Source organism: Nonomuraea sp. NPDC050202 (assembly GCF_040656115.1).
Taxonomy (GTDB): domain Bacteria; phylum Actinomycetota; class Actinomycetes; order Streptosporangiales; family Streptosporangiaceae; genus Nonomuraea.
On the sequence record NZ_JBFALF010000039.1, the window covers coordinates 29,057 to 41,664 of the forward strand.

The following is a 12,608-nucleotide window of genomic DNA, read 5'->3' on the forward strand; positions in this document are numbered from 1 at the left end:
GGGGGGGGGGGGGGGGGGGGGGGGGGGGGGGGGGGGGGGGGGGGGGGGGGGGGGGGGGGGGGGCCGGCCCCCCCCCCCCCCCCCCCCACGGCCACGGTCATGGCTCCAGCGCCCGCCCGAGGGACGTGGCCCGGCGAGCGGGCGGCCTGGCCGGAGAAGAAGCCGGAAGACGGCCCGGACGCGGACCGGCGGACCGGAGGCGGACCGGCGGACCGGAGGCGGACCGGCGGACCGGAGGCGGACCGGCGGACCGGAGGCGGACCGGCGGACCGGAAAAGCGATGGACAGGCTCGGTAGCGTGCTCAACATGGACAGCATTGACGTCGAACAGTTCGTCCGCGACGGGTTCGCCAAGCTCGAAGGCATCGTGCCGCGCGAGGTGGGCGATGCGGCCAGGGCGTTGTTGTGGCAGCGGATCGGCCTGTCTCCGGACGATCCCTCCGGATGGACGCAGCCGGTGGTGTGGACGGCGGACATGACCGGTGAGGGGCCGTTCGGGCAGTTCATGGCCAGCCCGAAGTTGCACGCGGCCCTGGACGCCGTCGCGGGTCCTGGCGGATGGCAGCGGCGCGGCGCCGTCGGCAACATCCCCATCCGCTTTCCCCGGGTGCCCCCGGCCGACGACCGGGGGTGGCACGTCGACTCCAACACCATGCGCGCCGACGGCACGTGGGGAGTGAGCGCGCGCCCTGCCACCCTGCTGCTCCTCGTGCTGTTCTCCGAGGTCGGTACGGACGACGCACCGACCCGGATCCGCGTGGGGTCGCACCGCGACCTGGTCAAGGTGCTGGACGACGAGCAGGTGCTCGACCCCATGAAGATGGGGCCGATCTTCGACGAGGTGGGCCGCGACCGGCCGCTGGCGCTGGCGACGGGCAGCCCAGGCGACGCCTACCTGGTACATCCATTCACCGTGCACGCCGCTCAGGAGCACCTGGGCACCGAGCCGCGGTTCATGGCGCAGATGCCGTTCATCCTGAACAAGCCGCTGACGCCAGGGGACGACACGCCGCTCGCACGCGCTATCGGCTGGTAGGCACCCGAACCCCCACCTCACGACTCGGGAGCGCGGCGCCGGCGGCCACCCGGAGCCGGCTGGCCGCACCGAACCGGCGGGAGGCACAGAGACGAGTGCCGCGACTGCGGGCAGGGCGGAGCCGAACGCCGGGGCCAGCGATGCCGCGGCGACTCCGAGGCCGAAGGCTCGGCGGCCGATGAGACGCGGATCCGGATGACTCATCTCATCACCTCACGGACTCAGATCCGGGTCACTCACCTCATCGCGTCAGGCCCTCGGAGCCGCCGCGCCAGGACGGGAACGGTCGCAGGCCGACCGCTACGTCGTAGGCGGCGGCGGACAGGAGGCGGGTTGAGTCGAGCGTGGGGAGCGGGGAGTGCTCGGGCCCCACCAGGAGGGGGATCTCGGTGCAGACCAGCGCGACCGCGTCGCAGCCGCGGGCGGCCAGCCGCTCGATGACCTTGACGTACGCGGCACGTGATTCGTCGGTGAACAGGCCATTGACCAGCTCGCTGAAGATGATCTCATTGACGACCTTGCGGTCTTCGGCGTCCGGCACCTCGAAGGCAACTCCCCGCGAGCCGAGGGCGCGGGGGTACACCGTGCCTTCCATCGTGTAGGAGGTGCCGAGCACCCCGACGCGCGTGCGCCCGTCGCGGGCGGCCTGATCGGCGACCACCTCGGCGATGTGCAGGCCCGGCAGGGCGAGAGCCGGGCCCGGGCGCTCCAGCGCCAGGTGGGCGGTGTTGTCGGGGCAGATGAAGAACTCCGCGCCCGCCCTGGCCAGCCGGTCCACGCTCACCGCGAGCGTCTTGCGTACCGCGTCGTGATCGCCCGCGTCCCAGGCGGGCATGCTGCGGCCGAACGGGATGTAGTCGAGTGTCACGTCGGGGTGGTCGTGCTCGCCCCGACGCTGGAAGCCCTCCTGGCAGAAGGACAGGAAGCTCAGCGCCGCGCCTTCCGTGCTGTGCGCGAGGATGCCGAGATGTCGCATATGGGACGGCGGGGCGGCGGCTCGGCCGTGCTCTTGCGTGTCATGGCCGCTGCCGGCGTCGAGAGGCCGACTCCGGCTCGCTGGGTCGCGCATGTGCCCCCTGTTCGGTATATCGGAACACTCGATCGCTATAGTGGACCGGGCGTGGGTGTTCGTCAAATCGAACGAGTGGAAGTGTGGAGCGAACAGTGGCGGATGACAGACCTCCCTTCGATCGGATCGCGGCGGCGATCAGGCGTGAGCGTGACCGTGCGGGAATCTCGCTGACAGAGCTCGCCAGACGCTCGGGCCTGGCCAAGTCGACGCTCTCCCAGCTCGAAGCGGGCACCGGGAATCCGAGCCTCGAGACGCTGTGGGCCCTCGGCGTCGCGCTCGGCGTGCCGTTCAGCCGGCTGGTGGATCCGCCGCGCCCGGCGGTGCGGCTCATCCGCGCCGGCGAAGGGCCGGCCGCCCGCTCCGGCCAGGCCGACTACACCGCGACTCTGCTGGCCTCCAGCCCGCCGGGGGCCCGGCGCGACCTCTACAGGATCGAGGCGCAGCCGGGCGAGTCGCGGCGATCGGAGCCGCACATGCCGGGGACCGTCGAACACCTCGTGATCGGGGCGGGGCGGGCGCTGGCAGGGCCCTTGGACGAGCCGGTCGAGCTGGGGCCCGGCGACTATCTGTCCTACCCGGGCGACGCGCCGCATGTCTTCACCGCGCTCGATCCTGACACGACCGGGATGATCGTGATGGAACATGTCTGAGCAGGAGCATGCCGGCGGGGCTGCGGGGCGGAAGGTGCCGGTTCAGGGGCAGGAGGGGCCGGAGTGTCGGGCTGCGGGCGGGAGTGCGGGTGTCCAGAACCCGCGCGGCGACACTTGCCCGGTCTGAGGATTCACGGGCCGTTGGACCAGGGATGTGGGGGGCGGCCGCGCCCCCCACGAAAGGCTGCCTGAAGCCACGTCGCGCGAAAGCGCGCTCCTGGGCCGAGATCGAGCCGTTGGTCAGCGGCCCTGGTTGGCGACGGCTTCGATGGCGGCCTTGGCGGCCTCCGGGTCCAGGTACTTGCCGCCGGGGGCCGTCGGGCGGTAGTTGGCGTCGAGGTCGTACAGCAGGGGGATCCCCGTGGGGATGTTGAGGCCGGCGATCTCGTCGTCGCTGATGCCGTCCAGGTGCTTGACCAGCGCGCGCAGGGAGTTGCCGTGGGCGGCGACGAGGACGGTGCGGCCGGCGGCCAGGTCGGGGACGATCTCGTCGTACCAGTACGGGAGCATGCGGTCGACCACGTCCTTCAGGCACTCCGTACGGGGCATGAGCTCCGGCGGGAGGAGGGCGTAGCGGGGGTCGCCGGCCTGGGAGTACTCGTCGTCGTCGGCGATGGGGGGCGGCGGGACGTCGTACGAGCGCCGCCACAACATGAACTGCTCGTCGCCGAACTCCTCCCTGGTCTGGGCCTTGTTCTTGCCCTGGAGGGCGCCGTAGTGGCGTTCGTTGAGTCGCCAGCTGCGCTTCACCGGGAGCCAGAGCAGGTCGGCCTCCGCCAACGCCAGCTGGGCCGTCTGGATGGCCCTGGTCAGGAGGCTGGTGTGGACGACGTCCGGGCGCAGCCCGGCGTCCTGGAGGAGCTTGCCTCCGCGGCGGGCCTCGTCCTCGCCCTTGGCCGAAAGGCTCACGTCCACCCAGCCGGTGAACAGGCCCTTCGCGTTCCAGTCACTCTCGCCGTGCCTAAGCAGCACCAAAGTCGCCATGGGGCCAATCCTATGGTTCGGGAAGTGCGCGGGGTTGAGGGCCGTAGCTGTTGGCGGAAGTGCGGCGGGGGATTCAGGGCCGTACCTGTTCGGCGGGGGGTGGGGCGGCCGCGGTGAGGCGGGTGGCGGCCTCGGTGAAGAGGTCCCAGCCGTCGAGGTGGGACGTTCGCGGGTCGTCGCTGTCCCAGCCCCGGCGGGTCGCCTCGTCGAGCAGGGCTCGTACGGTGCCGGGTTCGTGCAGGTTCAACCACAGGCCGCCGGTGCCGACGGCTCCGGAGTGGACGTAGCCGTCGGGCACCAGGCGTCCCGGCCGCTTCTGGAAGACGATGAGCAGGCGTCCCCGCGCCCCGCTGCGCCGGAGCCTGAGCGTCTCCCTGCACTCGCGGAGCCGGCCCTGCTCGTCGCGGTGGTTGTGGGCCACCGCCCAGAGGAAGGTCTCGTCGCCCACCACGAGCCGCCGCGGTTTCCTGCTGCTGCGGGTCATGCGTCAACGATATGGCGGGGCCGGCGTCAACGGTCGGCCTCGGCCGCCCGCGTCAGCTGCCCGCGTCAGCCGCCGAGGTCAGCCGCCGAGGTCAGCCGCCGAGGTCAGCCGCCGAGGTCAGCGGCCGAAGTCAGCGGCCGGGGTCAGCGGTCGGGGTCGGCGAAGCGGGCGAAGGCCTGGAGGTTGGCGAGGGATTCGCCGCGCTTGGCGCGCCAGGCCCACTCCCGCCGGATCGAGGAGGCGAAGCCGAGCTCCAGCGCCCGGTCGAACCACTCGTCCGAGTACGTCAGCACGCACCCCAGCAGCCGATCGACCTCCTCCTCGGTCACCGCGGCCAGCGGCACCCGCCCGACCAGGTAGACGTCTCCCACGGGGTCGAGGGAGAAGTGCACCCCGTACATGGCCCCGTTCTTGCCGAGCAGCCACCGGTAGAACTCGGTGTGGTTCTCGTCCGGCTGGCGGCAGAAGAAGGCTTCGACGTGCAGCACGCGCTCACCCACGATCAGCCAGGTCATGGTGGCGAGCTTGTGCTGTCCGGGCAGTTTGGCCAGGAACGCTCCTGGCCGCGGCTCGTCGTAGGAGACGTCCGCGGCCTTGAGCGCGGCTTCGACGACATCGCGCATGCCGACCAGAATAAAAGTCAGGACACGGCCACGGGCACCTGGTGCATGTGAGCGAGGGCGCCGGCGTACACCTCCATGAGGCGGGAGGCGGTGGCCTGCCAGCCGAAGGCGGCCGCGTGGGCGCGGGCGCCCTGGGAGAGCTGTTCGCGCCAGCGGGGCGCGGTGACGAAGCGGCGCAGCGCCTGCGCCCACTCGGCCGGGTCGTGACCGTCGACGAGCAGGCCGGAGACCCCGTCGCGGACGGCGGTGCGCAGGCCGCCGACCGCGGCGGCGGCCACGGGGGTGCCGCAGGCCTGCGACTCCAGTGCCACCAGGCCGAACGACTCGCTGTAGGAGGGGACGACGGTGACGTCCGCGGCCCGGTACCAGTCGGCCAGCTCGTCCTGCGGCGCGGGAGGTACGAGGCGGACGACGTCCGGGATGCCGAGCTCGGCGGCCAGCTCCGCCAGCAGGGAGGGCCGGGCCAGTCCGTTGCCCGAGGGGCCGCCCACGCAGGCGACGACCAGGCGGGAGCGCAGCGACGGGTCGTCGATGAGCATCCTGGAGGCGGCGCGCAGCAGCACGTCGGGGGCCTTGAGCGGCTGGATGCGGCCGACGAACAGCAGGACGTGGGCGTCCTGCGGGAGGCCGAGCCGGTGCCGGGCGGCGCCCTGGGAGGCGGGCTGGAAGCGGGTGAGGTTGACGCCGGGGTTCACGACGGCGACGCGCTGCTCGGGGGCGCCGTACAGGTCGATCAGCTCGCGGGCCTCGTCGGTGGTGTTGGCGACGAGGCGGTCGGCGATCTCGACGACCTGCTGCTCGCCGACCACGCGGGCCTGGGGCTCCGGCTTGTCGCCCTGGGCCAGCAGGAGGTTCTTGACCTTGGCCATGGTGTGCATGGTGTGCACGAGGGGCACGCCCCAGCGCTCCTTGGCCAGCCAGCCGACCTGGCCGGACAGCCAGTAGTGGGAGTGGATGACGTCGTAGCGGCCCGGGTCGTACATGGCCTCGGTGCGCAGCACCTCGGACAGGAAGGCGCACAGCTGGGCGGGCAGGTCGGCGCGGTCCATCTCCTCGTACGGCCCGGCCGTGAGGTGGCGGACGAGGACGCCGGGGGCGAGTTCGGCCACGGGTGGCAGGTCGCGGGCGGTGGCCCGGGTGAAGATCTCCACCTCCACTCCGAGCTGGGCCAGTCGTCTGGCGGACTCGACGATGTACACGTTCATGCCTCCGGCGTCGCCCGTTCCGGGCTGGTCCAGCGGCGATGTGTGCATGCTGATGGTCGCGACCCGGCTGACCCGTCGTCGCCTCACCCGACTTCACCTCCGAAGCGCCTCACTCGACACCACCTCCAGACGGAATACAACTATCCCGAATTTTTCGACATTCCCGACAGACGGTCACAACTAGGCGTAGGGAGGTCACCTCCTAGGATGTGGAGCATGCGGAAGACGGCTGTGGTGACCGGTGCGAGCAGCGGGATCGGAGAGGCGACCGCACGGCGCCTCGCCGCCGAGGGATACGACGTCGTCGCGGGCGCGCGGCGCCGCGACCGGCTCGACAAGCTGGCCGCCGAGGTGCCCTCGATCAGGCCCGTGACATTGGATGTGACCTCCCAGGAGTCGGTGGACGCGCTGGCCGCCGGCCTGGAGCGCTGTGACGTGCTGGTCAACAACGCCGGCGGCGCGTTCGGACTGGAGCAGGTGGCCGACGCCCGGCCGGCCGACTGGCAGCGCATGTACGACGTGAACGTGCTCGGTTCCCTCCGCATGACCCAGGCGTTTCTCCCCGAACTCGTCGAATCGGGCGACGGCGTGCTGGTGATGCTCACCTCGACGGCCGGGCACGGCGCCTACGAGGGCGGGGGCGGCTACGTCGCCGCCAAGCACGCCCAGCGGACCATGGCGGAGACGCTCCGCCTGGAGCTGGTAGGGCAGCCGGTGCGGATCGTCGAGATCGCGCCGGGGATGGTGCAGACGGAGGGGTTCGCGGTCACCCGCTTCAGGGGCGACCAGGAGGCGGCGGCCCGCGTGTACGAGGGCGTGCCGGGTCCGCTCACGGCGGACGACATCGCCGACGCGATCGCCTGGTGCGTGACCCGCCCGGCCCACGTGAACGTCGACCGCATGGTCATCCGCCCCCGGGCCCAGGCCGCGCAGCACAAGGTGCACCGCGTCAGTGGCTAAGCCGGTCGGGACGATCACCCGGGGCACGACCGGCCACAACCGGCTGCGGCGCTGCGACCGCTGGATCGCGGCGGTGCACGGCCCGCTGCTGCGCGGCGCGCCCGGCGGTCGGCCGCTGGTGGTGGACCTCGGGTACGGCGCCTCGCACACCACGACGCTGGAGCTGTTCACCCGGTTGCGCCGGGTGGCGCCCGGCGTGGACGTGGTGGGCGTCGAGATCGACCCGGCCAGGGTGACGCTGGCCAGGCCGTACGAGCGGGAGGGGCTGAGCTTCCGGCTGGGCGGCTTCGAGCTGCCCGTCCCGCGCCCGCCGACGCTGGTCCGCGCGTTCAACGTGCTGCGGCAGTACGGCGAGGACGAGGCGTGGCACTACTGGGACGTGCTGGCGGGCAAGCTGGCCCCGCACGGCGTCCTGGTGGAGGGCACCTGCTCCGAGAACGGCCGGCGGGCCGTGTGGGTGGGGCTCTCGCCCGATGGGCCGGAGACGATCACGTTCGCGGCCCGGTTCGACGCCTTCGAGCGGCCGTCCGACCTGGCCGACCGGCTGCCGAAGACGCTCATCCACCGGAACGTGCCGGGTGAGCGGATCCATGCGTTTCTGAACGACTTCGACCGTGCCTGGGCGGTCAGCGCGCCTTACGGGGCACATGGGCGGCGGCAGCGGTGGCTGGCCGCCGTCGGCGTCCTCGCCGAGTCCTGGCCGGTGCCGGCCCACCCGCCGCTGGGCGGTCCCACGCGGTGGCGGCTGGGTGAGCTGACCCTTCCCTGGGCGGCCGTCGATCCCCGGTAAATGGTCTATTTCGCGCAGGTGACCTCCGGTATATGGTCACAGTGCGATCCAACTCGTTCAAGTTCGGTCGCAACCTGTCGGGGGAAGTCAGGCACGGTCCTCGTCAAGGAGCCGAGATGAGCAGATTCTCAGGCTGGGCCCGCCGTCTCACCGCGGTGCTGGTCCTCTCAGGAGCAGTCGTCGCCTTACCCGTGCAGGAGGCGCTGGCCGCGCCCCCGCTCACCACCCCATGGACCGCCGAGGTCACCCCGGACAACGCCCTGCCGGAGTATCCGCGGCCCCAGCTCGTACGCTCCGAATGGCAGAACCTCAACGGCCTGTGGCAGTTCGCCGCGACCGGCTCCCTCACCGCCCCGCCGACCGGCCAGAACCTCGCCGAGCAGGTGCTGGTGCCGTACCCGATCGAGTCGGGACTCTCGCGGATCCAGCGGCACGAGGACCGCATGTGGTACCGCAGGACGTTCACCGTGCCCGCCGGATGGTCGGGACGGCGCGTACGGCTCAACTTCGGCGCCGTGAGCTGGGAGACCAGGGTCTGGGTGAACGGCACCGCGGTCGGCACCCACACCGGCGGCTACGACCCGTTCGGCTTCGACATCACCCCGGCCCTGCGCTCCGGCTCCAACGAGCTCATCGTCGGCGTGTACGCCCCCGTGGACGCGACGGGCGCCCCCATCGGCAAGCAGCGCCGCTCCCCCAGCGGCATCTTCTACACCGCGCACTCCGGCATCTGGCAGACCGTGTGGATGGAGCCGGTCAACGCCGCGAGCATCACCCGCCTCGACACCACCCCGGACGTCGCCGCCGGGCAGCTCGACCTCGTCGTGCAGGCGACGGGCGCGTCGGGGCAGCAGGTCAGGGCCGAGGTCCTGACCGGCGGGAACGTGGTCGGCACGGCCACCGGCGCGATCGGCGCGCACCTGCGGGTGCCGGTCCCGAACGCCCGCCTGTGGACGCCCGACGACCCGTTCCTGTACGACCTGCGCGTCACGCTCACCGGCACCGGCGGCGGGGACGTCGTGACCGGCTACTTCGGCATGAGGTCGGTGGGCAAGGCCATGGTCGGCGGCGTGCTGCGCCCGACGCTGAACGGCAGGTTCGTCTTCCAGCTCGGCACCCTCGACCAGGGCTACTGGCCCGACGGCATCTCCACGGCCCCCACCGACGCCGCCCTGCGCTTCGACCTGGAGCAGCAGAAGGCGCTGGGGTTCAACACCGTGCGCAAGCACGTCAAGATCGAGCCGGCCCGCTGGTACTACTGGGCCGACCGGCTCGGCCTCATGGTCTGGCAGGACATGCCCTCCATGCGCACCGGCGTCAGCCCCTCGGCGGCCGACAGGCCGAACTTCGAGAGCGAGCTGCGCCGCATGGTGGACCACCTGCGCGGCATCACCTCGATCGTGCAGTGGGTGCCGTTCAACGAGGGCTGGGGCGAGTACGACCCGGCCCGCATCGCCGACCTGGTCAAGAGCTGGGACCCCAGCCGCCTGGTCAACAACAACTCCGGCTCCAACTGCTGCGGCTTCGACGGCGGCAACGGCGACGTGGTGGACGATCACATCTACGTCGGCCCCGGCACGCCGCAGCGGCCCAGCGCGACCAGGGTGGCCGTGCTCGGCGAGTTCGGCGGCCTCGGCCTGCTCAGCCCCGGCCACCAATGGCCCGGCACCGGCTTCGCGTACGAGATGACCTCGAACGCCACGGCGCTGACCGACCGCTACGTCTCGGTCAACGAGCAGCTCAAGCCGCTCATCTCGGACAACGGCCTGTCCGCGTCCATCTACACGCAGCCCACGGACGTCGAGAACGAGGTCAACGGGCTGTGGACGTACGACCGCCGGGTGCTGAAGGTGGACGCGGAGCGCGTACGCACCGTCAACCGCTCGGTGATCCGGTCCGCGACCGGCCTGACGGCCGGCGGCCTCGTCTCGCTGCGCGTCACCACCGCCGGCCACACCGACCGCTTCCTGCGCCACCAGGACGGCCTGGCCCGCACCGACGTGATCACCGCCGCCGGCGCGGACACGCTGAAGCTGGACGCCACCTTCTGGGCCCGGCCCGGCCTGGCGGACGCCACGTGCTTCTCCTTCGAGTCGCGCAACTTCCCCGGCCACTACCTGCGGCACGCCGGCTCCCGGGTACGCAAGGACGCGCGCGACGGCACGGCCCTGTTCGACCAGGACGCCACGTTCTGCGCCCGCGCGGCGCAGGCGGGCACCGGCGTGTCGCTGGAGTCGCTCAACCAGCCCGGCTCCTACCTGCGCCACTACGACGAGGCCGTCTACATCGCGCGCAGCGGCGGCCCCAACGCCTGGGACACCGCCACGTCGTTCGCCGCCGACGTCACCTGGTTGCCGGGCACGCCCTGGTGGCGCAGCGGCGCCGGCCTGACCGTCGGGGCCGCCCAGTCGCTGCGGGTGACCACGCCGGGGTTCACCGACCGGTACCTGCGGCACCAGGACTCGCTGGCGCGCACCGACGTGGTGAGCGCCGGCAGCCCGCAGCTCCTCAAGGAGGACGCCACGTTCCACGTGCGGCGGGGGCTGGCGGAGGGGAGCTGCTACTCCTTCGAGTCGCGCAACTTCCCCGGCCACTACCTGCGGCACGCCGACTTCCGGGTACGCAAGGACGCGCGCGACGGCACGGCCCTGTTCGACCAGGACGCCACGTTCTGCGCCCAGCCGCCCAGGGCCGGGGGCAGCGGGGTGACGCTGGCCTCGTACAACATCGCCGGCCACGCCGTCAGGCACTTCGCCGAGGCCGTTCACATCGCGGTGCCGGGCGGCTCGCACGCCTTCGACGCGGCGGCGAGCTACGACCAGGACGTGACGTGGGCCGTCGCGCCGCCCTGGGCGCCGTGACCTAGAGCCGCGCCTCGAAGGCGGCGTACGCGGCCGCGTCGAACAGCACGAACCGCACGTCCGCCACCTGGGCGCCCGCCGTCCGGACCGCCTCCAGGGCGATCCGGGCGGCGTCGTCCATGGGCCAGCCGTAGATACCGGTGGAGATCGCGGGGAAGGCCACCGAGGAGGCGCCCAGCGTGTCGGCCACCCGCAGCGACTCCCGGTAGCAGGAGGCCAGCAGCTCGGACCGGTCCTGCGAGGCGGAGTGGACGGGGCCGACCGTGTGGATGACCCACCGGGCGGGCAGCCGCCCGGCCGTGGTCGCCACGGCCTGGCCGGTCGGCAGGCCCCTGCCGTAGTGGCCGGCCCGGAGCTTCCTGCACTCCGCCAGGATCTCGGGACCGCCCCTGCGGTGGATGGCGCCGTCCACACCCCCGCCGCCCAGGAGGGAGGAGTTGGCGGCGTTGACCACGGCGTCGACCCGCTGCTCGGTGATGTCACCTTGGACCAGTGTGAGCTTCATCTCACTCAGACTCGCAGCGACGGGTGGCCCGCGCCAAATCCGGGCCCGCGGGGCGCCTTGGCGAATCGCACGGTGACAGCACGGCGACAGCGAGAAGTCTCCCGCCCCGAATGCCAGCTCGACGCTTTGTAGAGCTACCCTGAAGGGCGTGAAGGGTCTTGGCGAGCTTGAACGCAGCATCATGGACATCCTCTGGGCGGAGAGCAACGCGCTGACCGCCCGCGAGGTCGGCAGGCTGATTGCCGACCGCGACCTGGCCCCCACCACGGTCATGACCGTTCTCGACCGCCTCACCCGCAAGGGCTTCCTCGAGCGCACCCGCGACGGGCGGGCATGGCGGTACCAACCGGCGGAAAGCCGCGACGCGTACATCGCTGAGCTTATGCTGGAGGCGTTGGACCTGACGGGTGACCGCTCGGCCGCCCTGACCCGCTTCGCCCAAGCCGTGTCGGGCACGGAGGCGGAGATCCTGCGCAGAGCCCTTACGGAGCTGGAGGAAGAGTGATCACGGCAGCGGCGCTGGCAGCGCTCGCCACGGCGTGCGCGGTTGGCTCCTGGCGTTTCACCACGGCCCGGTGGACCTCGCGCGCCCCCCGGCTGGCCATCATTCTCTGGCAGTCCCTCGGCGTGTGCTGGGGCCTGGCCACCACGGGCGCGATGCTCGCCTTCGCCGTCCAGCCGTACGACGACGGGGTGCTGCCCGGCCTGATCGCGTTCGCGCGGGGCGAGACGCCCGCGCAGGCGTGGGACGCGCTGCACGTGCTGGCCCTGATCGCGGGGCTCACGGCGCTGGCCGTGCTGGTCGCGGTGCTGCTCACCGCGGGCGTGCAGGCGTTGCGGGCCCGTCGCAGGCACCGCATGTTGCTGGCGCTGATCTCCCACGACGACCCGGGCGTGCCCGGCGTGCGGGTGCTGGCCCACCCCAGCGCCGCCGCGTACTGCGTGCCGGGGCTGCGCTCGCAGGTCGTGGTCAGCGAGGGCGCGCTCAAGCTGCTGTCGGAGGACGAGCTGGCCGCCGTGCTCGCGCACGAGGCCGCCCACGTACGCGAGCGCCACGACCTGGTGCTGCTGCCGTTCGCCGCGCTGCGCAGGGCGCTGCCCTGGTCGAAGGTGGTGGCCGACGCGCAGGCGCAGGTCGAGCTGCTGGTCGAGATGGCGGCCGACGACCGGGCCCGTCGCTACTGCTCGCCGCGCCGGCTGGCCACGGCGCTGCTCAGGTTCGGCACCGCCGGCGCCATGCCGACGCCCCACGGCATGCTGGGCGTGCACGTCCAGAACGTCATGGCCAGGGTCGATCGCCTGATCAAGCCCGCTCCCGAGCTCGCCACGTCGGTGCGTTACGGCTTCATCGCACTGTCTGTGACATTGATCACCGCCGCGCCCTTCCTGTGGGTCATCCAGCTCTGATGCTTGCTGGTGTTAACCACTCCGTTTGCAA

13 protein-coding genes are annotated in these 12,608 nt (G+C 72.1%); 7 read left to right on the forward strand and 6 right to left on the reverse strand.

The window, feature by feature from the left end:
• Positions 1 to 307: 307 nt before the first annotated feature.
• Positions 308 to 1,036: a phytanoyl-CoA dioxygenase gene (locus AB0I79_RS52220; protein ID WP_357891005.1), complete on the forward strand. Its 729-nt coding sequence runs from the start codon at positions 308 to 310 to the stop codon at positions 1,034 to 1,036.
• A gap of 241 nt (positions 1,037 to 1,277) precedes the next feature.
• Here the strand turns inward: AB0I79_RS52220 and AB0I79_RS52225 are convergent, their stop codons facing one another.
• Complete coding sequence (locus AB0I79_RS52225) at positions 1,278 to 2,012, reverse strand: amino acid racemase (protein ID WP_357891008.1); 735 nt, start codon at positions 2,010 to 2,012, stop codon at positions 1,278 to 1,280.
• Between the two features lie 188 nt (positions 2,013 to 2,200).
• Here AB0I79_RS52225 and AB0I79_RS52230 point away from each other — a divergent pair, with 188 nt between their 5' ends.
• Complete coding sequence (locus AB0I79_RS52230; protein ID WP_357891011.1) at positions 2,201 to 2,758, forward strand: XRE family transcriptional regulator; 558 nt, start codon at positions 2,201 to 2,203, stop codon at positions 2,756 to 2,758.
• A gap of 240 nt (positions 2,759 to 2,998) precedes the next feature.
• Here AB0I79_RS52230 and AB0I79_RS52235 read toward each other — a convergent pair whose 3' ends face one another.
• The 4 genes from AB0I79_RS52235 to mshA all read right to left on the reverse strand — a co-directional run bounded on the left by AB0I79_RS52235 (position 2,999) and on the right by mshA (position 6,141).
• Positions 2,999 to 3,742, reverse strand: a complete 744-nt coding sequence (locus tag AB0I79_RS52235; RefSeq protein WP_357891014.1) for a phosphoglyceromutase — start codon at positions 3,740 to 3,742, stop codon at positions 2,999 to 3,001.
• A 73-nt stretch (positions 3,743 to 3,815) separates the two neighbouring features.
• Positions 3,816 to 4,226: a hypothetical protein gene (locus AB0I79_RS52240; protein WP_357891016.1), complete on the reverse strand. Its 411-nt coding sequence runs from the start codon at positions 4,224 to 4,226 to the stop codon at positions 3,816 to 3,818.
• A 143-nt stretch (positions 4,227 to 4,369) separates the two neighbouring features.
• Positions 4,370 to 4,849, reverse strand: coding sequence for a YbjN domain-containing protein (locus AB0I79_RS52245; protein WP_357891019.1), 480 nt, complete (start codon positions 4,847 to 4,849; stop codon positions 4,370 to 4,372).
• A gap of 17 nt (positions 4,850 to 4,866) precedes the next feature.
• A complete protein-coding gene (gene mshA, locus AB0I79_RS52250) occupies positions 4,867 to 6,141 on the reverse strand; it encodes a D-inositol-3-phosphate glycosyltransferase (RefSeq protein ID WP_357891022.1) in 1,275 nt (424 codons plus the stop codon).
• Positions 6,142 to 6,270: 129 nt separating this feature from the next.
• On the opposite strand from mshA, the gene AB0I79_RS52255 reads away from it, so the two are divergent.
• The 3 genes from AB0I79_RS52255 to AB0I79_RS52265 all read left to right on the forward strand — a co-directional run bounded on the left by AB0I79_RS52255 (position 6,271) and on the right by AB0I79_RS52265 (position 10,665).
• Positions 6,271 to 7,014, forward strand: coding sequence for an SDR family NAD(P)-dependent oxidoreductase (locus tag AB0I79_RS52255; RefSeq protein ID WP_357891025.1), 744 nt, complete (start codon positions 6,271 to 6,273; stop codon positions 7,012 to 7,014).
• Positions 7,007 to 7,804 (forward strand): class I SAM-dependent methyltransferase, encoded by a 798-nt coding sequence (locus AB0I79_RS52260; RefSeq protein WP_357891028.1) that lies wholly within the window; start codon positions 7,007 to 7,009, stop codon positions 7,802 to 7,804. The genes AB0I79_RS52255 and AB0I79_RS52260 overlap by 8 nt, the downstream gene beginning before the upstream one ends.
• 116 nt (positions 7,805 to 7,920) lie before the next feature.
• Positions 7,921 to 10,665: an AbfB domain-containing protein gene (locus AB0I79_RS52265; RefSeq protein ID WP_357891031.1), complete on the forward strand. Its 2,745-nt coding sequence runs from the start codon at positions 7,921 to 7,923 to the stop codon at positions 10,663 to 10,665.
• A 1-nt stretch (position 10,666) separates the two neighbouring features.
• On the opposite strand, the gene AB0I79_RS52270 is transcribed toward AB0I79_RS52265, so the two are convergent.
• On the reverse strand, positions 10,667 to 11,170 hold the full coding sequence (locus AB0I79_RS52270) for an O-acetyl-ADP-ribose deacetylase (RefSeq protein ID WP_357891034.1): 504 nt from the start codon (positions 11,168 to 11,170) through the stop codon (positions 10,667 to 10,669).
• 148 nt (positions 11,171 to 11,318) lie between these two features.
• Between AB0I79_RS52270 and AB0I79_RS52275 the strand changes: the two genes are divergently transcribed.
• Together AB0I79_RS52275 and AB0I79_RS52280 are read left to right on the forward strand one after the other, a co-directional pair.
• The gene (locus AB0I79_RS52275; RefSeq protein WP_080043346.1) at positions 11,319 to 11,675 is read left to right on the forward strand and encodes a BlaI/MecI/CopY family transcriptional regulator; all 357 of its coding nucleotides are present in this window, start codon (positions 11,319 to 11,321) and stop codon (positions 11,673 to 11,675) included.
• Positions 11,672 to 12,577 (forward strand): M56 family metallopeptidase, encoded by a 906-nt coding sequence (locus AB0I79_RS52280; RefSeq protein WP_357891037.1) that lies wholly within the window; start codon positions 11,672 to 11,674, stop codon positions 12,575 to 12,577. The genes AB0I79_RS52275 and AB0I79_RS52280 overlap by 4 nt, the downstream gene beginning before the upstream one ends.
• Positions 12,578 to 12,608 lie beyond the last annotated feature (31 nt).